Raw genomic sequence first — 23412 nt, forward strand, 5'->3', positions numbered from 1 at the left:
CCATCTCATTCCCGCGGCGCCCAGTGCGGCGGACCAGCCTGTATTCCTGGCCGTAGGCGGGGTGCCAGCGGTATGCGATCACCACAATTTGCGATCGGTATGTTGAATGTCGTGTGGCTTGGCGATCAGCTCAAAGTGCTGTGGTGGAGCGGCGATGGCATGTGCCTGCTGATGAAGCGACTCGAGAAGGGGCGCTTCGTATGGCCTCAAGCCGACGGTGGCGTTATCTGCCTGAGCCCGGCGCAACTATCGATGCTGCTGGAAGGCATCGACTGGCGGCAACCGACGCGAACGGCACGACCGACCTCGGCGTTGTAAACGTCGCGGCCCGCGCGTAAACTGGTCGCATGACGCGCGCGAGCCCAGTTCCCGACGATGTCGAAACGCTGAAGGCGATGCTGCTCAGCCACGAGGCAGCGCTGCGCGAGCGCGACGCGCAGGTGTTCAAACTGCAGGAAACGGTCGACTCGCAACAAGCCGCGCTGGCCTCGCGCACAGCCGAGGTCGAACGCCTGAAGCTGCTCATCGCCAAGCTGCGCCGTATGCAGTTCGGTCGCAAGTCGGAGAAGCTGGACCATCAGATCGAGCAACTCGAGCTGCGCCTCGAAGAGCTTGAGGCCGACGAAGGGGCGGCGCCAGTTGAAATCCCGAAGGCGCCGCGCACGGCTGTGGAACAGGCACCGCGCAAGCCACTGCCAGAACATCTGCCGCGCGAGCTCCGAACGTATTTGCCCGAATCTGCCGGGAAGTGCTCGGAGTGCGGTGGCCAGATGAATTCGCTAGGCGAAGACGTCGCCGAACAGCTTGAGTACGTACCGGCCAGCTTCCGGGTCATCCGTCATGTGCGCCCGAAGTTTGCGTGCGTGTGTTGCAATCACATCTCTCAGGCACCTGCACCGAGCCGTCCCATCGAACGCGGTCTCGCCGGCCCAGGGCGGCTCGCCCACGTGCTGGTCTCGAAGTTCGCAGACCAGATACCGCTTTACCGACAGTCGGTCATGTATGCGCGGGAAGGCGTCGAGCTTGATCGCTCGATGCTTGCGAAGTGGGTCGGTCACGCGGCGACGCTGCTGCAGCCGCTCGTTGAAACGTTGCGTCGACACGTGATGTCGGCGACCAAACTGCACGCCGACGACACGCCGGTTCCGGTGCTTGCACCGGGCAACGGCAAGACGAAAACCGGTCGCCTTTGGGTGTACGTGCGCGATGACTGTGCATCGGCCGACACGACGCCACCGGCGGTGTGGTTCGTCTATACGCCGGATCGCAAGGGCATCCATCCGCGACAGCATCTCGAATCATTCAACGGCACGCTGCAAGCCGATGCATACGGTGGCTACCAGTCCATCTACGAAACCGGGCGCGTCACGGAGGCGGCCTGTTGGGCGCACGCCCGACGTCAGTTCTATGAACTGCACGCAGTGCGCCCCAATGCGTTGAACACCGAGGCGCTTGAGCGTATCGGCGCGCTATACAGGATTGAGGAAACAATCAGGGGCAAGCCGCCCGACCAGCGCCGTGCGCATCGCCAGGAGCATGCGCGGCCGCTACTCGATCAATTCCGTGCGTGGCTCACAACGACGCTGGAGACCCTCTCGTGCAAATCGGATACGAGCCGCGCGATCCTCTATGCGCTGAACCGGTGGGAAGCGCTCACACGCTATTGCGATGACGGCCAGCTCGAAATCGATAACCTGCCAGTCGAGCGCGCGCTACGCGGGGTGGCCATCGGTCGACGCAACTATCTGTTCGCTGGAGCAGACTCCGGCGGCGAACGTGCCGCCGCCATCTACAGCCTCATTGGCACCGCAAAACTCAACGGCATCGATCCAGAGGCGTATCTGCGCTTCGTGCTCGCGCGCATCGCCGAGCATGCGATCAACCGCATCGATGAACTCGCACCCTGGGTCGTCGCCGATCAGCTCCGCACCGCGGCCTAAAGATCTCAGTCTCCAGTCAAGACGTCGCTGGGGCCACGCTTACGCTCGAGCTGACGGACGCGCTACTCTACCAAACAGGGCGCCGCGTATCCGACCTCGTCCGCCAGGCTTACGACCGCACGACGGTCCGACAGGCACGCTCTGCTATCGAATACCGGCAGCAACTGATCGCGATAAAGGCGCTGGTTCACGATAGCGAGCGTACGGCGCAAAAGCGTCTCGACGATAGGGACAAGCTACTTGAGCACCTCGTAGACAGGCCACCGGCAAGTCACGCCGCCAGCGTACGTGAAACGCTCACCGACGATCACCACCGCATCCGCAATCTGCGGGGGCCGTTACGTGAGCTCGGCTTCGTGGGGCGCGACGTGGAACCCAGTCTGCGACAGCTCGATCTTGTCGGCACACTGCACGACAGTGGCGCGACCGAATTGCCGCCCGACTGTGATGTGCCAGTCAGCTCCGCCTGGCGCGATCTCGTCGAGGGCGAAGATCGAGCGCGCGCGTTGCGGGCGCTTGAAGCCTCAGCAATCACCGGCTGCGCAAGGGGCTTCGCCGTGGGTGGGTCTGGATCAACCACAGCCTGTCGTTCCAAGAACGCGACCAGTTGCTGATTCCACCCACGCAATGGGAAAGCGAACGTGACCTCTACCTGGCATCACTCGGATTGCCGGGAACCGCGGAGCCGTTTCTCGAACGGTTGAGGGAACGCCTCAAGGCAGGCCTGGCCGCGCTCGAGGAGGCACGCGAGGCAGGCCGCGTGTCATTGGCACGGACGGCGCAATTCACCTGTCGGCGATCGAAGCGTTGTCGACCGATGGCATACCGAAACACGCACGCGATCTGATATTCAGCGAGATCGGCAACGCGCCGTTCGCCGACATGATTATGGAGATGGACGCTCACACTCGCTTCAGTGGAGTGCTCCGGTCACGCAAGGCGCGCGATACGAACGAACTCGTCTCGCTGTCCGCCGCGTTGATCGCCCATGGCACGGAACTGGACGTGAGGAGCGTCGCCGCCATGATCCCGCAACTGGACGCGGCGCACATTTCAACGGCAATGCGCTTCCTTGAAATGCCCAGTCGGCTGCCGCGTGCAAACGACCGCGTGGTTGAATTCCAGCGCACGCATCCGATTACTGAACTTTGGGGTAACGGAAGGCGGGCATCGAGCAACTCCATGAGTGTGGACACGTCACCGCTCCTGTTTTATGCGCGGGTCGATCCGCGACGTAGCACCCACGCGATAGGCATGTACACGCACGTGCTGGATCAGCACGGCATTGTCTATAACCAGCCCATCGTGCTGAACGAACGCCAGGCTGGCGTGGCGTTCGAGGGCGTGATCCGTCACAACGAGAACCGTGACGACGGTGGACTGCTGCGTCTTTCAGTAGACACACATAAAACACGAACGTAGGGATGGCGGTGTCGAAGCTGCTCGGTTTTGATCTCTGCCCGCGTTTGCGCAACCTCTCGGAACGCAAACTGTATCTGCCGAGAGCCATGGCAGCGCCCGAGGGGCTGGCAGCGGTCGTCGCCCATGAGATCTCCATCAAGGCGATTCGTGACGGCTGGAAGGAACTGCTGCGCCTCGTTGCATCAATTCATGCGGGGCGCGTGAGCGCAATGGTCGCCGTGCAGCGATTCGGAACCGTGGCGCAGGGCGACCCGGTGTACCGGCCAGCCGACCACCTCGGTAGGTTACTGCGCGCGCCTTTCCTGTGCGACTGCTTCAGCAACATTGAATTCCGGCGTGAAATGCATACGCTGCTCAACCGCGGTGAATCGGTCCATCAGTTGCAGCGTGCAATCCACACCGGCAAGATCGCGCCGGAGCGCGGGCGACGCCGCGACGAAATGATCGCGATTTCTGGCTCCTTGACGCTGCTGACAAACCTGGTCATTGCGGGCCCAGCGCATTTTACGCATGTGAATTTTCGTGGAACGCTGAGCTTTCCGATCGATCTCTATCGCGAGATGCTTCTCGATGCGCCGCTAAGGCGGCGCATAGCTGGATCGTGACCCGGTTCTGCATGCACACAGACGCGCAGGACTACAGCGCGTGGCGCGGTTCTGCTGGCCGCCCTCAATCATGCGCTCGCCGGCCTGGCGCGCGGGCGGAGAAATGCGCCAGATACAAGCACGAAAAGGACGAACACCCCGATTTCGGCGCTTGCCACCGCGGATCGCTTCGTAGGGAAGCGGTCGGGTGAACGAATGCACACGGTCGTGCACGCAGCGGAAGTTGAAAACCGCCCACTAATCCAGGGAAGACGCACAACCTTCGTTGAGCGTTTCGAGACGACGCGCCCGGTGGCGTACCGGATTCGCTATGTGCTTTTCGGTCGACCGCAGACGCTCGCGGTGCAACGCCTTAGTTTCGGGACACACAGCCGTGCCGTCGATCAGCAGCATGCAGTCGGGAAACGAGCGAATAGCATTGAATACCAAGGCATTTTCTTGCGGGAACGCTCTGCAGAGCCGCACAAGCAGATTCACTCAGAGGTCGCAAGTTGTAGCCGTGTGCGCCAGAGTATCAACGCAGCGCTGCAGCATGACCGCGAGACACCGGTCGGTGCCCATTACATCAGGCGAAGCACGATTCTTTGAAGAAGGGAGGGCAGATCGCGTCGCACGTCCACCACGAGATGAATGAAAACGGTATCGTCGCGGACCTGATAAATGAACCGATTCTTGCCAGAAAGGGCCTGCCGGAAACCGTCCTCGAAAAAGACCTCGAGTTCGGTAGGCGTATGGCCGGCAGCGGGAAACTGCCGAATCTGCGTGATCGTTTCCTGCAGTTGCGCCGATGTCTGACGCCATGTTTCCCACCCGAATGTGCGGACGACATAGCTTCTGAGTTCGTCGATGCCGATCCGCGTGGTCGGGAGAATGCGGTATTTTAGCAGCGGTGCCGCCATCAGCGGAGCTTTTCCTGGCGATCGAGTTCGTTGAGTTCCGCAAAGAACTCATCGCCATCCACGTGATCCCCGCGTTCGATCTGTTTCTGGCCGACAGCCAAGATTTTTAGAAGCGCGAGGGACTGCTGCGTCGATTCATAGGTTCGCACATCCTGCACGACGAGCTTCGCTTCGCCGTTCTGCGTGATGATGAGCGGCTCTCCCGACTCAGTCAGGTCCTTGACGATTTGCGCCGCTTCGCTTTTGAGGTAGCTGATCGGCTTGACATGATCGGCGAGATGCATCCAAGGCTCCGGGAGAGATACAGACAAGACCGAATTTAAACCATTAATGGTCCAACTGCAAGCTTGTCCCTTGCCCACCGTTTTGGGGAACCTAATTCGACATAGCATAATGAATTATTAACTACATCTGCGCGTCCGAATTCCCAGAGCAGCGTGCCGTCAGCCCGATCTACGGTGGGTGAAAATCCGCTGCGCAGAACCTATGAGAGGAGGAACGAAGGTGACTTTCTCCTCCCGGAGGATCGCTTTCGACAACTGCGTGGTGAACAGAGCGAAACTCCGAGAGACGCCACTATCCTTCCCAGGTACGATATCGATGATCTCGATCTGGAATCGGTAGCCGCGTATCGCCAGATCTTCGCAAGTCGGGCGCCGACGCATCCTTTTATCGCCCAAGCGCTCCCGGAGTTCTTGCGCTCGGTGCAGGCATGGAAAAAGGACCGAGAAACTGGTGCGGAAGGGTTGACCATCGCCGGCCTGCTCATGTTAGGCAAGCTCAACTCAATCCTCGATGCCGTTCCGAACTACATCGTTGACTATCAGGTGCGGCCCGAAGCGCGGACCGAAGCACGTTGGGTCGACCGGATCACTACAGACGGGTCCTGGTCGGGCAATCTCTTTGATTTCTATCGGAAGGTTCTCGCGAAACTAACGGCCGACCTGAAGATTCCCTTCGTCCTAGACGGAATGGTGAGGAAGGGAGTCACGCCTGTCCATGAAGCGGTCCAAGAGGCGTTGGTGAACGCACTCGTCCATTCCGACTTCTCAGGCCGGGTGTCCATTCTCGTCGCGAAGCGTCCGGACATGTATGGATTTCGAAATCCGGGCCTCATGCGTGTACCGATCGAACAGGCAATCCGCGGTGGCGACAGCGACTGTCGCAATCGACTCATCCAGAAAATGTTCCAGCTCGTAGGGCAGGCGATCAGGCCGGATCGGGTTTTCCGCGCATCTTCGGTGTCTGGAAGGAACAATCGTGGCGCTCCCCCGTCGTTCAGAAAAACGTGACCCCGAACAGACCTATTCGAGTTGCGTATGGCCAGCCTCTTGCCCGCCGACGTGGTTGCCGAGATTGAAGCGGTTCACGGATCGCAGTTTGCGCAGTTGAATGCCCTTGAAAAGCTCATCGCCGTCACGGCATCGGTAGAAGGCTTTGTCGACCACAAAGGGGTTCGCGAAATTACCGACGAGCACCCGGCTGACATCGCCAAGACCCTCAGCAAGCTGTCCCGCGAGCGATTGCTAGTCCCCTCGGGGCATGGCCGTGGAACAATCTACTTTGACAGTAACTTCGTTGACAGTGCCGGTTCGTCCGGTCTGGTCGCGTTCCTCCCCGATGACACGCCGGACGATAATGCTACAGCGGCTACTGGCGGTGCTCCGAACGCAAGCTCCGAAGTCACTTCGATCGCGGCGATCAATTCGATTGGCAATCTCGGAGGCTTCTTTGCGCAGAACCTGATGCCTTACATAGGAAAGGTCGCGGGTAACGCAAGCGCTCCGATGCTCGTGCCCGTCGTCTGCCTGACGTTGCTCGGCCTAGGCATGTCGATCGCGTCGGCGCGAACCAGAGCGGGCGAGCGCGTGCGGATAGCGGCGCGGCAGTAACCATCTTGCGAGACACGTGCTGGATGGTGGCATGGCGTGCGTCGGTCATAGCGCCGACGGTGGGGTCAGCAACACGAGAAAAAATCCGCGTAACCGCCGACATGTTGTCGAGATGGTCCCAACCGCGACGGTCTGGTGCCGAGTGCGAAGCCGACGCTTGAATGGCGATCTGCGCGTCGGAGGAACGACCGCAGTTGGTCGGCAGTACCGGTTCGGCTACCTTCATCGAAAGCCGCCGTTCCCTGCGGCAGCGGCAGGTCTCTGGTCGTCACAGTTGACCGGTACAACCGGCCAATTGCCGCCCTTCAGAATTGCCTTTGTCAGGTCATTCGAGCGCGGCTCTGATCAAACAACGGAGCTTTGTGGCGAACGAGATGAACTGCTCCTCGAGCTTTCGGGCGACAGACTCGTCAGTGAAGGTGCAAGGCAGTTTCTGGCGCGTGGGTCTACAAATGCCGCGGCTGATCCGCCGGCGAGGGGTCTATCCCTTTCGCCGGCCGCACAGCCTCAATGGAGAACGGCTTCTGCGATCCCGGCTAGTGCACAGAGAACCACCACGACCAGTGGCGGCACTTTCCAGCGCGTCAACAGGAAAAAACCGATGACAGCGATTGAGAAGTCAGACTCGGTGTGCACGGCGCTGGTCCACACCGGCGAGTACAGGGCGGTGGCCAGCAGTCCGACGACGGTTGCATTGACTCCGGACAGCATGGCCGCCATCGACGGGCGCGCTCGTAGCGCTTGCCAGTACGGCAGTGCCGCAAGCACAAGCAAGAGACCGGGCAGAAAGATGCCGGCGGTCGTGAGCAGCGCTCCCCAAGCGTGACTCTGTCTCCCGGTCATTATGCAGCCTAGGAAGGCCGCGAAGGTAAAGAGCGGACCGGGAACCGCCTGTGCGGCACCAAATCCGGCGAGAAAGTCGTTTGAAGACACCCAACCCGTCGCCACGGTTTCCTGCTGAAGAAGCGGAAGGACGACGTGACCACCACCGAAGACTAGCGCGCCGGAACGGTAAAACCCTTCGAACACCCGGATCGCGTGCGTGAAATCGAACGCCATCAACGCAGGAAGTCCGAAAAGGAGCACACAGAACAGGCCAATCGCGATCGCGCCTGCCACCCGCGACACACGAAACTCCTGCGTGTGTTCATGTGTCGCCGCAAGGCTTCCCGGCGTGTTGGGTCGCCGGCGCCCACCGAAGCGGCGTCCCTTACCGTCGAAATTGAGATGCTGCCAGGAGAGTCCGTCGGAACAGGCGGCGGACCGTCTGGTCGGAGAAATTGATGTCGACGCGACCAGTTTTGACGAGGCCCGGCGTATCAAGGAGGTCTACCTGGCGCTGCTGAACCAACTCGAGTAGGAAACGAAAATCGGATCTCTAATCGATCTCGATCTCGCTAAAAACGTCCTGTTCGAAGAAGCGCGCGCGGCGCGTGACGCGTAGCTTAACTGGCCCTCGAAGATCGGGCCGATGGTTGCCGCGGACCTGGGCATTGACGCGGCTGACAAAGTCACCGAAGTGCTCGCGAACTGCGTCCACAAACAGATCTCAGTTCTCGGCGAACCGGCTCCGCAGTTCACGGAATCGCATTGAACTCCAACCACCCCAGGAGAACCATGGAACCACGCACCCAGCACAGCGGCGCCGTCGCGCCGGCGATGTAACGACCGACCTTGGGCTACACGCGCCACTGACAGCCGAAGCGCGCGCGATCTGGGATCGCAGTCGCGAAATGTACGACGGCGCTTTCGCGCGGCAGCCGAGCAGGCTAGCATTGAAGGGCTCTCATTGCAGCAGCAACAGACACCAGGCGAGGCACCGACCAAGGCTCCATCAGAGCTCCAACCGGAGCGCAAACAGACGTGCTATTGCTGCGGGCACCCGAACCCGGCAGCAGCGTTTGAGTGTGAGAAATGCTTTGTGAGGCTCTAGTCGTCATCCCGCTTGCGCAAAATATCCGAGACGGTCTGCCGGCAGTTCGGCTTGTCAGGGGCTGACGGATGCTGCACGACTCAGTGCGGCCGAGACCTAGGCACACACTTTGGGAGCCCGGGTCGCGCGAAGAACCAGATACCCACTGAGCTAGACTTGACCTATCGCTTGTACCGCCGAGACATGACATGTTCGATAGACAGACGCACCGAGGCTTCAGCATCACGGTGACAGCGCGCGATGACGTACGCGGCGGCTCCAATGTCACCCTGCTTGTCGAGCGCATCTTTTCCCACCGGGACGACGTGCGCACCGGCGCGCCGCTCGCAAAACCGGAGCATTACCACTCGGTGCACCCCGCAACTGCGGCCGTCGGCGAAGCCATGCGACGAGTCAGACGGCTAATTGACGAGGCACTCGGTGAACGCGATCCGCTGGAAGGCGAGTAATTTTCAATTCGCAACTCTCCAGCCAGGTCTGCAGCGCGCCTTGCCCGGATTTTAAATCTGACCAAGCCAAACGACTGGCTCGCCCTTTCGGCAAGCCGGACAAAATCGATCGCTGCGAGGCGTGAAACCACGGCGGACACCCCTACGGCAACGATTTCCGTCCCGCTCCGTCTTCGTCGACGGAAATCGCCATGTTGAACGAAACGAGGGCCCCAAAGTGGGGGTCTCGACAATAAATGAGATTTCCCCGCTTAATCCACTCGCGTTTGAAACGCGAGTTGGCCAAGACGCCTCAAGGCGGTGGCCGGCCCGTCGAATTCGCCATGCTCAAAGAAAAGCATTTACCGGCACTGGGGCAGGCTGAGAAGGTTGTCCGCAGTGGTCACGTCGTGCCCCGTCCTGAGGAATTTTTGGCCTTGCGGGGTTTGCCAGACGAGCACATCAGCAGTCTGGCCACCTCGGACAACATAGAAGCTCCACCTACCCGTCTCAATCCCGTTAATAGCGTCTTTCTCGCTGATCTTCCACCGGCTCCCGTCGGGGTTCTTTCCGCCGATATGCGAAATGGCCTCGTGCCTACTCTGCTTTTTTGTCTTCCTGATGCAGAGAACCTGAATACGCTGCGCCATAAAACCCTCGCTCTTTATGATGGAGCTTGATATTGCACAATCCATCATATTAAGGAATTTCACGTTTACCCGTGATTTATGCGATATGTATTGGCGCAGATCAAACGGATCTAGATTTACTAAAACACAAGTTATTTCAATCCTTCCGAGAAATAAGACTTGAAAGCCGACCCGCGAGGCTCGCCAACCGATTTCTCCGGAGCCACCGAATCGGTGGTGTCGACGATTCGGGTCATTTTCACCGGGGGTCGTGAAACGCGCCCCAATTGCAGGGCTGATGAAAGATTATTTCGAACAGCGCCGTCGTCGACCGCGCGCACTATCGGATCGGATGCTCGCGACGCCCCGGCCTATTCGGTTGATGCCGCATTGCAAAAAGGGATTGTCAAAGTGATGCACCCTTTGATGCGGTATGACCACCTGGTCGCACTGCATGGGAGTAACGAGCGACTATGTTTTCTACGAACGTGAAGGAAACCTATCTGGAGGGATTTGCGCAGTTTCCAGATGGCTAAAGCGGACCCGCATCGAACGGGCTTCTGTCAGTTTTGTCAGTGCCGCGGGGGTGCGTGCAGAGAAAAACGCAGCCCGAAACGGCCTGGCCGCGCCGTCCAAAACCGACGATCCGTCGGTTATGCGTCGGCAAGAGCAACGCCTCCGACACGGTTGGCGCCGGCCATCGAGGAGCCGCTCGAGTTAGAGCCCCCAGGGGTGAGTTCAATTCACACGTTTTCGTCGGCGTCAAGGCGTCGCATCGTCTCGCCGCAATTCCATGGTAGTTTGCGGTTTCCTCGACTACAGGAAAAGCATGCAGCGGAGTCAGATTGGGAAAAGCGCGCCGACGCTATCCAAAGGAGTGAAAAATGCGCGAAGTTAATATCAACCCGTTGCCGCCCAACCTGCGCGGAAGTCGATTTAAGCCACTGACCGCGCCCATTTTCCTAGGTATTGGAGCCCGCCGACCCGCGAGGAATTCGCGCTGGCGCTATTCGATGAGCTCGATCCCGAGTCGCAGGAGTGGTACGGCGGCGCAGCCTTCGTCGAGCGGATGCGCGCAAAATTGCGCTGATTGGCCCGTGGCGGAAACCTTGGGGGTGTGCCCAATTTAGGCATACCCCCTGCATCGGGTTTCGAGGTAACTGATGATCAGTTACGTAACCCGCCAGAAAAGCCTTCGGTCACCGGCAAACCCTCGCCAGATAAGGAGGGTAACCGAAAAAAACAGGGTAACCGGAGAGGGAAAAGAAAGGGTCGCGGAGGGTGACTGGCGGAAACCGTCGAGGTGGGGATGCGGCGTTTCACGCCTCCTTTGCGGTGTTGCGAGACAGCGTCACGTGCACGCTGATAGCCGATCCGCCGCGAACCGAAGCCGCCGGTGCAGACGCCATTTCTGGCCTGTGCACCGCGATCGCGGCTTTATCGGCCTGACTCCTTCACGTCCGCGGTATTTAGCGCCGCAGACTAGACGGCGCGGCGCTGACCGATACGGGAAACTCCCGTAATTGGAAACAAGGAGAGGCATTTATTGGGCACTCGGGCAGGCTGAGAAGATCGTCCGCAGTGGTCAAGTCGCGCCCGGTCCTGAGGAATTTGTGGCCTTGCGGGGTTTGCCAGACGAGCACATCAGCAGTCTGGCCATCTCCGCCAACATAGAAATTCCACTTACCCGTCTCAATCCCCTTAATCGCGTCTTTTTCGCTGATCTTCCACCGACTCCCGTCGGCATTCTTTCCGCCGATATGCGAAATGGCCTCGTGCCTACTCTCCTTATTTGTCTTGCTGATGCAGAAAACCTCAATACGCATTGCCATAAAACCTCCAATCTTTATGATGGAGTTTGATATTGTATGATCAATGATATGGAACTGCAGGTGCAACCGAGGTTTACTTGATATGCGTTAGCGTGCATCAAACATAGCCGCATGAACGAAAAGAAAAATGATTTTCAATGCTTTCTGCAAAATCAGATTTTAAATACGGAATAGTCAGCACGATGCTGACGAGGCTGGTACACCGGGAACTGTTGCACCGTGCGGCATCGAAACTCGGTCGCGATCAGCTGTCGATGACTTGCCCGCCCGGGACCTCGCCGACCGTTCTGTCCGTTGCACCCTTCCAGATTTCGCGCATATTCGTGTGCGCCGAAAAAGCTTCGCTGAGCGCGGCGTGGAGGTGGCGGATGAACGCTAGTCGCGGAAGCCGTTTAAATCATCCTACATTACCTGAGCAGTGCACAGACAACCATCTACGGGAGTTGGTTATGGCTCCGGGTAAGAAAGACGCGTCACTGGCAAGCAAGCAGCTGTCGAACAAGTAGAGCGCGCCGGCACAGAAATCCGTTGCCGGTTCGGTTCTGAGTCAGGCCAAAAAAAGCCTAGCCCAGCACCATCGAAAAGGAAGTGACAAGAACGGCATCCTATGACCCCTGGCCTGACCCGCCAAGCTTTTCATGCAGATTCTCCAATGGATGGGCGCTGAGGGGATCGAGCCGGACGCGCGCTGCGGTTAAGATTTCAAAAGGAAGGCCGTAATAAGCAAAAAGAAGTGACGCATACACGGCCTAGACTCATGCGATCCACAACAATAGAAGAAGTCGCGACATCGATATCTAGGTAAGGTCTGCACAACTCGTTTTCAGAGAGTTGGCCGTTTGCCACTTGCGTCGTATCAGCCATGAGAGTCTGCTGGCAGGTTGGTCGCCTGGCTTTTTGAAGCGTGACGACCACTGTTTGCCGAGATTCGCGGCCTGAATCTGCGAGCGTTTCAAGCGTTCCACAAAGCCTTGCGTGCCATCCACAGGTTGCCCAGAGCAAATAGTGTCGTGATCTGGGCGGTGTCCTTCATCAACCCTCGGTACCGGGTCTTCGTATAGCCAAACTGCTGTTTGAGGACGCGGAACGGATGTTCAACCTTGGCGCGGATGCCGGCCTTCAGGCGTTCAATCTGATCGAATATCGCGTCCAGCCGATCGGTTAGGTCCAGTTGTCTGCGCCTGCCTGGTCGCATCGCGACATGCCAGCGAACCGCGCTTACCTGGCAGCGATTTTCGATACCCTGATATCCGGCGTCAGCGTACACATCCATTTCCTGGCCGTGCAACAGCGCTTCGGCCGCATTGATGTCATGAACGTTGGCGGCTGTGCCGATGACCGTGTGGACCAGGCCCGACTCTGCGTCCACGCCGACATGCGCTTTCATCCCGAAGTACCATTGATTTCCCTTCTTCGTCTGGTGCATTTCCGGGGCCCGTGTACCAGAGCCGTTCTTCGTCGAAGTGGGTGCGGAAATCAAGGTAGCGTCGACCGCCGACCCCACCTTCAGTATCAAGCCTTTCTCGCTCAGGATCTCATTGACCAGCGTGAGCATCTGCGCAGCCAGGCCGTGCGTTTCGAGAAGGTGACGGAACCGGAGAATCGTGCTCTCGTCCGGCAAACGCGTCATACCCTCGTCCAGCCCAGCAAATTCACGATACAGCGGCACGTCATAAAGCGCCTCTTCCATCGCCGGGTCTGACAGACCAAACCACTGCTGCATGAAGTGGATCTGCAGCATCGTCGCAATAGGAAACGGCGGCCTTCCAGTCTTACCCCTTGGATAGTGCGGTTCGATCAACGCAATCAACCTCGACCATGGCACAACGCGCCTCATCTCATCGAGAAATTCCCGCTTGCGCGTGCGTTTCGTTGAAAGATCCAGACCAAGACCAAGCTGTGTCATCGAGGTACCCCTTAAACCTGCCTTCTCCCAGGATAGTCCACCGAGACGTCAACGCCAGGACTTTTGCAGACCTTCCCTAGTCAAGGCATTCAACATCGGCAACAAGAACGATGCAGCGGATGCCAAAGCAATCTGGCTGGCGGTGCAGCAACCTTGCAAGGCAGTCGCGGTCAGACGGAAGACCAGTAGGCAGTGCTGGCCATGCACCGAGTGCGGCAGCAGTTGGTCAAGATCCGCACCATGCAGATCAACGCGCTGCGTGGCTTGCTGACCGAGTACGGCGAGGTTATGGGCGCGAGTCGTGCGGCTTTGGACAAAGGGATGCCTGACGTGCTGGAGAAACTGGCCGATCGATTGCCCGCGATGCTGATTGAGACGTTGCGCGAACGGTACAGCGATCTAACAAAGCTGGATCAACAGATCGACAAGATCGAGCAACGACTCAAGGTGTGGATGAGGCGAGACAAGGGATGCCAGGCCATTGCGGAAATACCGGGCGTTGGGCTACTAACCGCCACGGCAGCAGTCGCCACGATGGGAGACGCCAGGGTATTCCGATCAGGCCGAGAGTTTGCCGCGTATATCGGTTTGGTACCGAAGCAGTCGGGCTCGGGCGGCAAGGTGACGCCTCCCATTTTGCGAAGGCTTTCGCACGCTGTGACAGATGAGACGGCTGCGCCTTTATATCCGGCCCTTGATGCAGCTTCGATGCTGCAGGCCCCGATGAAATCCGCTGACCCACACCTCATTTCCGTGTCGAGCTCGAGGCTCTCCGTCATACTCAGGTTTGGTGGGTCCCGGTCCAACCTATCTCGTCATCACACGCGATTGCCAGCGCAACCTTTTGACCTACCGTCCTTGTGAATCGTTTCCTCTGATTTGTGCTCCCTTACGCGGGTTTGGAACTGACGTGTTCCCTCTGATATTTGCCTGTTGTGGGCGAGAAGCGCCCAGATGGTCCTGGCCAGTTTGTTGGCGAGAGCCACGATTACCACGTTGAACGGGCGGCGTTTGGCGAGCTGCTCTATCCATGCGCCAGCCTTTTCTGGATGTCGCAGAACACTGCGCGCGCCGTGGATGAGTAGCGTGCGTAAATCGGTATCACCTCGCCGGCTGATCCCCAGCAACTGCACCTTTCCGCCGGAACCGGTCTGTTTCGGTACCAAGCCGATCCAGGCTGCAAATTCTTGGCTGGAGCGAAAGGCTGTCGCATCGCCCATCGTGGCGACCGCCGCGGTAGCGGTCAGCAAGCCAACGCCAGGCACGGCGGCGATCGTCTTGCAGGCCTGATCCTTTCTCATCCAGATGCGCAGGCGTTGCTCGATCTCAGCAATCTGCCTGTCGAGCACCGTCAGGCTGTTCCACTGCGCACGCAATGTATCGATCAGCATGGCAGGCAGACGCTCCGATAGTTTCGCCAGAACGCCGGGTATCGCCTTGTCAAGCACTTCCCGACTGCGGCCCATGACTTCACCGTACTCGGCAAGCAGACCACGCAGGCTGTTAATCTGCATCGTGCGGAACTTGACCAACTGCTGCCGCATGCGGTGGAGTGCGAGGACTGCCTGTTGTGCCTCCGATTTGATGGCCACTGCCTTGCTGGGAATCTGCGTGGCCATCCAGATGGCGCGCGCATCGGCCGGATCACTCTTGTTGCCGATGTTGAAGGCCTTGACGAACTTCGGGGGCATCAACTTCACCTGATGCCCCAACTTCATCAGTTGCCGCGCCCAATGGTGCGCACCGCCACATGCTTCCATTCCGATCAGGCAAGTGGGGCGGTTTGCGAAGTATTCGAGAAACCGGTCCCGCCTGATTGCTTTGTTGATGACTTCACCACTCTTCGGGTCTACCCAGTGGACCTGAATGACGCTTTTGGCAATGTCGACACCTACGGGGAATGGGGTTCATGGCTGTTCACCTCCGGTTCGTTCTGAAGACCTTAATAATCCTCGGTTTCGAACACGTTGAAGCTCCTCGTGTACGAGCGGGGTCACCGCTCGCGTGCGGGAGGCGTCCATTCCATTTCCGTTTGGCAAGGCTGGCCGCCGCGCGGTTGTAAGCGCGGGTTAGCATTGCTGCCAGAGCCGCATTGAGCGTGGACAGAACCGCCGCTCAACTGTTCATTCCGGCGCGGAGGCCAGCGCGCAAGCATCTGGCGACGCTTCTGGCACGTGACCTTGCCGCTGATTTCGCCGGGTGTCTTCGCCGGCGCGCTGTTCTCGGTGCTGATTTCGCTCGACAACCTCGGCGTGCCCTACTTTCTCGGCAGCGCCAACACAACGACGCAGCCTGTCGTCATGCTGTCGTATTTGCAAAACTAGTTCGATCCTTTCATCGCTGCGATCAGTACGTGCAGATGCTGATAGCAATCGTGTTTCTCCTGGCGGTCGAGAAGATCTACGGCTTACGGTCGATGAACCGCTAGGCGTGCGCGCAGTGGCGTGCGACCTTCTCGTTGCTTCGGCCGCCCGACCTGAGCAATCAGGCCTCGCTAACTGGTGCTAACCACGTGCATCCCGGCGCGACTGCAACCCGGCTTGGTGATCTTTTTGTCAGCTGGGTCTTGCGGCGAAGCCCGAACATGGTGGTATGGCGGTCTTGACCGTTAGTTGCACTATTGCCAGGAAAGACAATGAATGAAAATGGGGAAAGCGATGTGCTTCCGCGCGCCACCAATCGCCCTGACTGACCGACGCACCCGATGGAGGCGACATCATGCGATTGCGCCGCATCCCCACGCGACGTTCTCCCATGCATGGCAGAGGACTGTTCGCGCTGCAACCGATCGCCGCGAGCTACAGGGTCATCGAGTACAAGGGGGAATTGACCAGTTGTTGGATGGAAAACGACCCTTCCAAGAACAAGGCTGCACGATGCGCAAGATCAACAACCTGACGGACGCCAGTACCCTGTGTTGCAGTGGACCTCGTGCAGCCCCAGCGAATAGTCACTGGCATGGCCGCAGTCGAAGCCGAAGAACCACAGGGCGGGCCATGACGTGAGCCTACCCGCGAAGCTCAGGCCACCATGCGCAGTAAGGAGCATCGCGAGCGGTGCGTGCGACTCGGGTATCTCGTTGCCGGCGTCGCTGAACATCGAGAGGAAGAAATTCACGATGCCCTGTTCGTCGGGGACGACGTGACCATCGCGCCATGAGTCGGCGAACGGCACCAGATCGAGACGATCGACGCCGTAGAGAACATGATCGGCGGGTACACCGACATAGCGCATCCGCCTGCAACCTTACGCTTCAAACGTGGGCCTCACCCGGATAGCGGCAAAACAGGGGTTGACGGGAACAATGACCCCATTTGGTGGTTGATGCTGGCCTTGTGGCCAGAGAACTGACTTTAGCGAACGTCAACTTCAACGTCGACAGTGATGCCACGTTGCCGTTGGTTGTACTCAGGCCGGCGGACAGCGAGTTGCCCCCGCTCTGTGCGGTACAGTGATGAAATGGGTTATAGTCAGACAAATCAACGGTCGGAAGCCACCCGTGAACCGTACTCATGTCTGGTCGTGCCCCGCTGCGGGCCGGCTTTCGGTGGAGCGCTCCTGTGTCGGCGCACTGAACGTTCACTGTCACTTCGCGGAGTGTGCGGCGGACGCGGCCTTTCTCGTCTCCGAAAAAGGTGCAATTGAGTACGCCAGCGCAGGAGCATTTGCAATGATGGCGCCCGGCGCCCTCGCACGGGGGCGCGACGTCGTGTCGCTCGTCGAGGTCAGCAGCGCGCCCCGCTTCCGGGACGCGATTCGCCGCGCCCGCACGGGCCAACTGGCGGAAATGATGGTGGTGTTCCGCGCGAAAAATGGCGGCAGGGTGCCGTTTCAGGCGAAGGTGTTTCGGGCCGTCGACTCGCACAAACTTTGGATAGTCGGGCTTGACCTCTCGAAAACGGACAAGCTGGCTAAGTACGAGCCGCAGGGCGCGGTGGCCGAGCAGGAAGTCTTGACGGCGGCGTACCGGAACGGCGAGTTCATGGTGTACTACCAACCCTTGGTGAGCCCCGACGGCGAGCTTAAGGGTTGCGAGGCGCTAATGCGGTGGCGGCAGCCCAGCGGCACCTTTGTTTCGCCGGTAGACTTCGTTCCAGTGGCTGAGCGCAGTGGCTTTTTCATTGAGCTGGGTGCGTTCACGTTACGCGAAGCACTCGCGCAGTTGCAGCAATTCAAAAAGGCAGGGCTGGACAAACTCTTCATGAGCGTGAACGTCAGCCCACGCCAGCTCGAGCACGATGATTTCGAAGACATCCTCGCGCGCGCTCGCCGAAACGGGTGTGCATCCCGGGCGGCTCTCACTGGAATTGACTGAAGGCGCGATGGTGCTAGATGTCGAGGAGACCCGGCGATTCTGCACCGGATTGTGGCCACGGGGGTTCGCATCTCGTTGGATGACTGCGGCACCGGCTTTGCGAACATGACCTACCTGACGTCCTTCCCAATATCGACGGTCAAGCTGGACCGTTCGTCCAGGCAATTGAGGTCGACCAGACTTCGCGAGTCGTGGTCAAAGCGTTGGTCGGAGCGGCCAAGACACTCAACCTTCGTCTGGTTGCTGAAGGCGTTGAGACCGCCTCGGTGGCGCACGCTTTGAAGGACATGGGCATCGACTACTTGTAGGGCTACCTCTATGGCAAAGCCATGCCCGCAGCGGCCCTCATTGCTCGCTTCAGAGCACTGGCGTCTCGCATTCAGTCGTGAATCGGGCACAGCGGCAGTTAATTTAGTCCTTGAGGTAGCTGGCTAAATTCCTCCTTGGCCTTGGTGAAAGCCCGCGCTCTTCGTCACTCTGGCAAGCTCCACCCTGTCGATGTCTGCGCGAACATGTAGTTGACTTTGATGTCACTAACACCTCAGGAACTCTTCGTGGGTCAGGCCAAAGTCAATAACGTAACGACCTAATATATTAGCAACAGTTCAAATATTATTCCAACGCGACCATAATCGGTCTTCCTCACTGCAACGACGCATTGGATGCATCCATTGTTTCATTAAGTCAAAGTTTAGACCCGTTCCGTCCGGTAAAATGCAAGGTGATGGATAACGAATTTTTACCTGCGGTAGTTTAGGTTAATCCAAGGATCTCGTCGGTGGATAATACAGATTCGTTTGCTGACAGATTTGGCGAGTACGCTCGACCTCGCGTACTGGAAGCGGCGCAAGCGCCGAAAATTGAATTGGACAAGACTCGTCGCGTGCTTGAGCCAGTTGTGTCACCGCTTCATCTCCCGTTGACACCCGCTTACACCGCGTCCCAATCGGGAGGATGGTCATACAGCGCTATCTTTGGGCAATTGAGACGCCTTTGGATTGGCCTCGCCGCCTCCCGGTGATCGTCACCTTCTATGAGCCGCTGCATCCAGGCCTCCATGCTAAAGGGATCAATTGGGTTCAGATGGTCGGCGCATTTTCCCGCGTGCTTGCCCGTTTGAGAGCGTACGGGAAGATTGATCTGAAGCAACACGTACGCGAAAAGCGTTGGCAAATTTACCTTTTAGCACCGTTCTCCGGCGTGCCAGGTTACAGTGCTTTTATCAAGGTTCAGGTGCCCAATAAACGCTTCTAAAAGTACGTTTTCGCAAATAGAAAAAGAAGGCGGCTCAATAGCATTAATTTGACTATAAACGGGCATCTTAAATCCATTTGCATGGGAGGAAATATGGATCGCCTGCAATTGCCCTGTGCGTCGCCTTACCCCGGTGCAATCCCGGAACGCGCCCCCATTTTCACCAATACCCCCGAGTGCGCCGCCACTTCTCAAATGACCGCGTTCACCGCGGCCTTGCAGGCGCACACGGGCCAGATCTTCGACAGCTACGAAACGCTGCACGATTTCTCGGTACGGGCATATCGAACGTTCTGGCAAGTCTTCGTGCAATGGTCTGAAGGTCTTGACTGGTCCGGCAGTCTCAAACCCGTGTGCGTCGGCGACGAATGCGAGCACGCACAGTTCTTCCCGGAACTCGAACTGAATTACGCCGACAACCTCTTGAGCTTGTCGGTAGCAAGGGCCGAGGCACCTGCGCTGACAGCCTGTCACGCCGATGGCCGGCGAGTACATCTGACTCGCGGTGAGCTGCGCGATCGCGTATCGCGTCTCGCGCATGCACTCACGGAATTGGGACTGCGCCAGGGGGATCGCGTAGTGTGTGTGATGCGCAACGACGCTGAAGCGGTCGTCACTGCGCTGGCGGTCACCGCGCTCGGTGCAACGCTGTCGACGGCTGCACCGGAGATGGGTGTCGAGACGCTCCTCGATCGTTTCACACCGCTCTCGCCGCGCCTGCTGTTCGCGCACGCAGCGGCGCAGACTTTCGACACGGGCGTACCGGTCGCGACCAAGATCGGCGAGCTGGCGGCTGCTTTGCCGTCGCTGGAATGTATTGTCCGTCTCGACGACGGCGCCCTACCAGATGCGGTCAAGCAACGAATCTATTCGCTCGATGAACTGGTCGAGCACAGCGACGCCGCATCGTTCGAATGGCGGCGCTTCCCGTTTAACCACCCGCTTTTTGTCATGTTCTCGTCGGGCACCACCGGCAAGCCCAAGTGCATCGTGCACGGTGCGGGCGGCACTTTGCTGGAACACCTGAAGGAGCATCGGCTGCATAGCGATCTGCGGGCCGGCGACCGGATGTACTTCCATACCACCTGCGCATGGATGATGTGGAACTGGCAGTTGTCGGCGCTTGCGTCCGGCGTCGAAATCGTCACCTATGATGGCCCGATCTCGACGGTCGATACGCTATGGCGCCTTGTTGCCGACGAGCGCGCCACGGTGTTCGGCACAAGCCCCGCTTATCTGAAGATGAGCGAAGACGCTGGGCTGATGCCAGGGCGGCAGTTCAATCTAAGCGCCCTGCGCGCGATGATGTCGACGGCCGCAGTGCTGTTCGACCCACAGTTCACTTGGGTGCGTGATCACGTGAAGCCGCTGCCTTTGCAGTCGATTTCGGGCGGCACGGACATCATCGGCTGCTTTGTGCTAGGCAATCCCAACCTGCCCGTCTACGCAGGCGAAGCCCAATGCAAGAGTCTTGCGCTTGACGTTCAGGCCCGCTCGCAGGGCGAGTCCGTCGACGGGATCGGCGAACTGGTGTGCGCAAACCCGTTTCCGTCACGTCCACTCGGCTTCTTCGGCGACACGGACGGCACCGTCTTTCACGCCGCCTATTTCGCGAGCAATCCGGGCGTCTGGACTCACGGCGATCTGATCGAGTTTTCGCCGCAAGGCACTGCGAGACTGCATGGCCGCACCGATGGCGTCCTGAACGTGCGCGGCGTCAACGTCGGGCCGGTCGAGATCTATCGCGTACTGGATGACATCGAGGAAATCCGCGACGCGATGGTCGTTCAGCAGTCGTTGCGCAATATGACGGCTGGCTCTTCGAACGCAGCCCCAACGGATCAGCGTACGGTGTTGATGCTCGTGCTGCGCGAAGGCTTCGAGCTGAACGCAGCGCTGGCCGCCCGTGTGCGCCGCGACCTTGCACGTCGCACATCTCCGGCGCACGTGCCCGACCGCATCATCGCCGTCGATGCGTTGCCGGTTACGCACAATGGCAAGCCGTCGGAAGCGGCCGCACGCAACGCGATCAGCGGCCTGCCGGTGCGCAACACGGCGGCGCTGCGCAATCCCGAGTGTCTGGACGCGATTCGGCGTCACCCGGCGCTGAACTCGGCAACGCGCGAACTGGCGCCGGTGGGCCAGTCCCGGGAGGATCTCGAACGGCACTTGCAGTCGCAGTGGGAAAGACTGTTCGACATAGCTCCGATCGGTCGCGACGACAACTTCTTCCAACTAGGTGGCAATTCGTTGCTGGCGGCGAGATTACTTGCCAGTGTGAATGAGTCGACGGGGCGCACGCTGCCGCTCGCGACACTATTCATCGCACCGACCATTGCGCGCCTCGCCGCGGCAATCGACGAGCCCGGAGTGCCGCAATCTTCGCCGACGGTCGTACCGATACGAGCTGGCACGGGTACACCGCTCTTCCTGGTACACGGGGTGAGCGGCACCGTCATGGAATGCTCGGCGCTCATCGCGGCGATGCAGACGCCGCGCCCGATGTTCGGGCTGCAGGCACGAGGCCTCGACGGCGAGCAGCCGGCACAACGGCGCGTTCACGACATCGCGGCCAGCTACATCGGACAGATGCGCAGCGTGCAGCCGACGGGACCCTACGCGGTGGCGGGCTACTCGTTCGGCGGATTGATTGCGGTCGAGATTGCGCAACAGCTAAGCCGCGCCGGCGAGCAAATGGAATTGCTGTGCCTGATCGATACCTATGCGCACGAGCGTTGCCTCCCGTGGCGGGCCTGGCTGCGGCACAACCGTGACTTCCTGGGCTGGCACTGGCGCAGGCTGCGCGCCGTCCCCAAGGCGCAACTTACGCACTACGTGAAGGACAGACTCGCGAATGTCGTAGATTATTTGCGCATGCGCAATGGACGCATGGCACACCGCCCAAACAGCCACAACGCGATGATGCCGCCGGCACTACGGACGGTGCGCGAGACGTTACGGGTAGCGATGACGACGTATCGGCCAAGGCCCTATCACGCTGGACCGATCGTCTATGTGCACGCGACGTCCACGCTGTCTTACCGTAATAATCAGTTGACGCTGTGGCAGCACGTCGCTCGCGGCGGGCTGGATGTCGTCGATGTGTCTTGCGACCACTTCGAGATGATCGCCGAGCCGAATGTGCAGGTCGTGGCTGCGGCGTTGGATCGGCGCCTGACCAGCAGCGACAAATCGCGATCCGGGTTTCCTGCGTTCGGAGGCGTCGCGTGCGCCTAGGCGATCGCTGGTCGCCCTCCGCCGCGTGGCAGAGCGCGACCAGCACCGACCGTTTTCATCCGCGTTAACCAGATACCGGAAAGAGCGCTGCCTACGCTGTTTGATCCGATGACACGAGCGATCCCTCACAATCTGGCGGGGACTGCGGCAGGCATGGGCCTTGGCCTCTACACTGCCGCTGCATTGCCAAGGCCCATCCCGGAACAATAGGTGTTAAATCAACCGGGCACGGGACGAGTTTCAGCGTCTGTATCCCGAGTTCGCTTTCGATTTCAGGTTAGCCTGTTTATCGCCAGGCGCTTGAGGACAGCTCGGCGGACGGATGACCACCCCTCATGCGAAAGTAGCCATCGTGGTGACACGAGTTCGGACGGCGGTTGGGGGTAAGTAGTCCGGTCTGAATAATTCGCTTTCGGCGGCACCGCTCACGGTGTCGACGCGAAAGCGGCGCAGAGGTTTAGCCACGACACAAGCACAAGGACGCAAAAACGCCGCAGTTTTCTGAGGATCATGCGCAGGTTGTGGCCAGCGCCGCAAAGCACGGCGTTGATCGCATCGCCCAGCGCTCCCTTCAGCCAGTTCCTGTCGAGTTTGCCATCGGCCTTCATATGACCGATGGCCGGTTCGATCGCACTGCGCCGCCGGATCATCGCGCGCAACGTTCGCGTGATACCACGCCGCAGACCGGGGTGGTAGACCTTCACGCCGTCCGGCTCAGCGCCCCGGTAACCACGGTCGACGATCGCGATTTCCGGTTTGACGTCACTGAGGATCGCCGCCTGCTCCAGCGCTTCCTCCAGCGTGTGGCCGTCGTACGGATTGCCCGGCATCGAGCGGGCACCTACCACCAGTCCCTCCCGATGCGTCGTCGTGATCGACACCTTGACGCCGAATTCGTACGGCGTACGAACTTTGCCCTTCGCCAGACATTCAACTTCCGGTGCGTGCAGCGCGTAAAGCTTGTTCCTGTCCTTCGTCTTCTGCGTCAGGATCCGCTTCGTGCGGGCAATCAGTTCCTGCAGCTCAGCTCGCCTGTTATCAACCACCGTGTCGAGTTGCCGTTCGACGTCGCGCATGACCCGACCCACCCGCGAGCGCAGGGTGCGCAGTGCCTTTCCCA

Annotated in this window: 17 protein-coding genes and 6 pseudogenes; 13 read left to right on the forward strand and 10 right to left on the reverse strand. The window is 59.4% G+C overall.

The genetic code is table 11. From position 1 onward, the window contains the following. The 4 genes from tnpB to AB3X94_RS39345 all read left to right on the forward strand — a co-directional run. Positions 1-318: IS66 family insertion sequence element accessory protein TnpB (gene tnpB, locus AB3X94_RS39330; protein WP_368594211.1), on the forward strand; the 318-nt coding region annotated here is incomplete at its 5' end. Positions 319-395: 77 nt separating this feature from the next. After that, positions 396-1940, forward strand: a complete 1545-nt coding sequence (locus tag AB3X94_RS39335) for an IS66 family transposase (RefSeq protein ID WP_368594212.1) — start codon at positions 396-398, stop codon at positions 1938-1940. An 807-nt stretch (positions 1941-2747) separates the two neighbouring features. Further along, on the forward strand, positions 2748-3362 hold the full coding sequence (locus tag AB3X94_RS39340) for a Tn3 family transposase (protein ID WP_368594210.1): 615 nt from the start codon (positions 2748-2750) through the stop codon (positions 3360-3362). 2 nt (positions 3363-3364) lie between these two features. After that, a complete protein-coding gene (locus AB3X94_RS39345; protein ID WP_368594209.1) occupies positions 3365-3967 on the forward strand; it encodes a Tn3 family transposase in 603 nt (200 codons plus the stop codon). A gap of 560 nt (positions 3968-4527) precedes the next feature. On the opposite strand, the gene AB3X94_RS39350 is transcribed toward AB3X94_RS39345, so the two are convergent. Together AB3X94_RS39350 and AB3X94_RS39355 are read right to left on the reverse strand one after the other, a co-directional pair. Then, positions 4528-4866 (reverse strand): type II toxin-antitoxin system RelE/ParE family toxin, encoded by a 339-nt coding sequence (locus AB3X94_RS39350; RefSeq protein ID WP_368594207.1) that lies wholly within the window; start codon positions 4864-4866, stop codon positions 4528-4530. Beyond that, on the reverse strand, positions 4866-5150 hold the full coding sequence (locus tag AB3X94_RS39355; protein WP_176126203.1) for a type II toxin-antitoxin system Phd/YefM family antitoxin: 285 nt from the start codon (positions 5148-5150) through the stop codon (positions 4866-4868). Before AB3X94_RS39355 ends, AB3X94_RS39350 begins: the two co-directional genes overlap by 1 nt. Before the next feature lie 174 nt (positions 5151-5324). On the opposite strand from AB3X94_RS39355, the gene AB3X94_RS39360 reads away from it, so the two are divergent. Together AB3X94_RS39360 and AB3X94_RS39365 are read left to right on the forward strand one after the other, a co-directional pair. After that, complete coding sequence (locus AB3X94_RS39360) at positions 5325-6158, forward strand: hypothetical protein (protein ID WP_368594205.1); 834 nt, start codon at positions 5325-5327, stop codon at positions 6156-6158. 396 nt (positions 6159-6554) lie between these two features. Beyond that, positions 6555-6758 (forward strand): annotated as a pseudogene (locus AB3X94_RS39365) (MFS transporter); the annotation flags it as partial. Positions 6759-7265: 507 nt separating this feature from the next. Here the strand turns inward: AB3X94_RS39365 and AB3X94_RS39370 are convergent. After that, positions 7266-7895, reverse strand: a pseudogene (locus tag AB3X94_RS39370) (chromate transporter); the annotation flags it as partial. A gap of 241 nt (positions 7896-8136) precedes the next feature. Continuing rightward, entirely contained in the window at positions 8137-8298 is a 162-nt protein-coding gene (locus tag AB3X94_RS39375; protein WP_368594204.1) for a hypothetical protein, read from the reverse strand. 581 nt (positions 8299-8879) lie between these two features. Here AB3X94_RS39375 and AB3X94_RS39380 point away from each other — a divergent pair. Beyond that, on the forward strand, positions 8880-9140 hold the full coding sequence (locus AB3X94_RS39380) for a hypothetical protein (RefSeq protein ID WP_013094604.1): 261 nt from the start codon (positions 8880-8882) through the stop codon (positions 9138-9140). A 341-nt stretch (positions 9141-9481) separates the two neighbouring features. Here the strand turns inward: AB3X94_RS39380 and AB3X94_RS39385 are convergent, their stop codons facing one another. The 3 genes from AB3X94_RS39385 to AB3X94_RS39395 form a co-directional block, all read right to left on the reverse strand. Then, entirely contained in the window at positions 9482-9817 is a 336-nt protein-coding gene (locus AB3X94_RS39385; protein WP_368614330.1) for a DUF3892 domain-containing protein, read from the reverse strand. Positions 9818-11217: 1400 nt separating this feature from the next. Further along, entirely contained in the window at positions 11218-11580 is a 363-nt protein-coding gene (locus AB3X94_RS39390) for a DUF3892 domain-containing protein (RefSeq protein WP_368614325.1), read from the reverse strand. Positions 11581-12532: 952 nt separating this feature from the next. After that, the gene (locus tag AB3X94_RS39395; protein ID WP_368614326.1) at positions 12533-13486 is read right to left on the reverse strand and encodes an IS5 family transposase; all 954 of its coding nucleotides are present in this window, start codon (positions 13484-13486) and stop codon (positions 12533-12535) included. 79 nt (positions 13487-13565) lie between these two features. Between AB3X94_RS39395 and AB3X94_RS39400 the strand changes: the two are divergent. Then, positions 13566-14110 (forward strand): annotated as a pseudogene (locus tag AB3X94_RS39400) (IS110 family transposase); the annotation flags it as partial. A gap of 265 nt (positions 14111-14375) precedes the next feature. Here AB3X94_RS39400 and AB3X94_RS39405 read toward each other — a convergent pair. Further along, positions 14376-15369 (reverse strand): annotated as a pseudogene (locus tag AB3X94_RS39405) (IS110 family transposase). Positions 15370-15660: 291 nt separating this feature from the next. Between AB3X94_RS39405 and AB3X94_RS39410 the strand changes: the two are divergent. Together AB3X94_RS39410 and AB3X94_RS39415 are read left to right on the forward strand one after the other, a co-directional pair. Then, positions 15661-15810 (forward strand): hypothetical protein, encoded by a 150-nt coding sequence (locus AB3X94_RS39410; protein WP_217710334.1) that lies wholly within the window; start codon positions 15661-15663, stop codon positions 15808-15810. A gap of 394 nt (positions 15811-16204) precedes the next feature. Continuing rightward, positions 16205-16327 (forward strand): annotated as a pseudogene (locus AB3X94_RS39415) (SET domain-containing protein-lysine N-methyltransferase); the annotation flags it as partial. Positions 16328-16372: 45 nt separating this feature from the next. Here the strand turns inward: AB3X94_RS39415 and AB3X94_RS39420 are convergent. After that, positions 16373-16720: a hypothetical protein gene (locus AB3X94_RS39420; RefSeq protein WP_176112268.1), complete on the reverse strand. Its 348-nt coding sequence runs from the start codon at positions 16718-16720 to the stop codon at positions 16373-16375. A gap of 556 nt (positions 16721-17276) precedes the next feature. Here AB3X94_RS39420 and AB3X94_RS39425 point away from each other — a divergent pair. The 3 genes and pseudogenes from AB3X94_RS39425 to AB3X94_RS39435 all read left to right on the forward strand — a co-directional run bounded on the left by AB3X94_RS39425 (position 17277) and on the right by AB3X94_RS39435 (position 22292). Next, positions 17277-18109: pseudogene (locus tag AB3X94_RS39425) on the forward strand (EAL domain-containing protein). A 709-nt stretch (positions 18110-18818) separates the two neighbouring features. Then, on the forward strand, positions 18819-19055 hold the full coding sequence (locus AB3X94_RS39430; RefSeq protein ID WP_368614327.1) for a hypothetical protein: 237 nt from the start codon (positions 18819-18821) through the stop codon (positions 19053-19055). 93 nt (positions 19056-19148) lie between these two features. Continuing rightward, on the forward strand, positions 19149-22292 hold the full coding sequence (locus tag AB3X94_RS39435) for an acetoacetate--CoA ligase (RefSeq protein WP_368614328.1): 3144 nt from the start codon (positions 19149-19151) through the stop codon (positions 22290-22292). 425 nt (positions 22293-22717) lie between these two features. Here the strand turns inward: AB3X94_RS39435 and AB3X94_RS39440 are convergent. Continuing rightward, the coding region (locus tag AB3X94_RS39440; RefSeq protein WP_368614329.1) for a transposase at positions 22718-23412 on the reverse strand (695 nt) is incomplete at its 5' end.

It is taken from the genome of Paraburkholderia sp. BR10923 (assembly GCF_040948765.1).
Classification (GTDB): domain Bacteria; phylum Pseudomonadota; class Gammaproteobacteria; order Burkholderiales; family Burkholderiaceae; genus Paraburkholderia; species Paraburkholderia youngii.

Coding starts and splice junctions, on each gene's coding strand:
- AB3X94_RS39335 (WP_368594212.1), top strand. CDS start 396: ATGCTGCTCAGCCACGAGGCAGCGCTGCGCGAGCGCGACGCGCAGGTG.
- AB3X94_RS39345 (WP_368594209.1), top strand. CDS start 3,365: ATGGCGGTGTCGAAGCTGCTCGGTTTTGATCTCTGCCCGCGTTTGCGC.
- AB3X94_RS39350 (WP_368594207.1), bottom strand. CDS start 4,866: ATGGCGGCACCGCTGCTAAAATACCGCATTCTCCCGACCACGCGGATC.
- AB3X94_RS39355 (WP_176126203.1), bottom strand. CDS start 5,150: ATGCATCTCGCCGATCATGTCAAGCCGATCAGCTACCTCAAAAGCGAA.
- AB3X94_RS39380 (WP_013094604.1), top strand. CDS start 8,880: ATGTTCGATAGACAGACGCACCGAGGCTTCAGCATCACGGTGACAGCG.
- AB3X94_RS39385 (WP_368614330.1), bottom strand. CDS start 9,817: ATGATGGATTGTGCAATATCAAGCTCCATCATAAAGAGCGAGGGTTTT.
- AB3X94_RS39390 (WP_368614325.1), bottom strand. CDS start 11,580: ATGGCAATGCGTATTGAGGTTTTCTGCATCAGCAAGACAAATAAGGAG.
- AB3X94_RS39395 (WP_368614326.1), bottom strand. CDS start 13,486: ATGACACAGCTTGGTCTTGGTCTGGATCTTTCAACGAAACGCACGCGC.
- AB3X94_RS39420 (WP_176112268.1), bottom strand. CDS start 16,720: ATGCGCTATGTCGGTGTACCCGCCGATCATGTTCTCTACGGCGTCGAT.
- AB3X94_RS39435 (WP_368614328.1), top strand. CDS start 19,149: ATGGATCGCCTGCAATTGCCCTGTGCGTCGCCTTACCCCGGTGCAATC.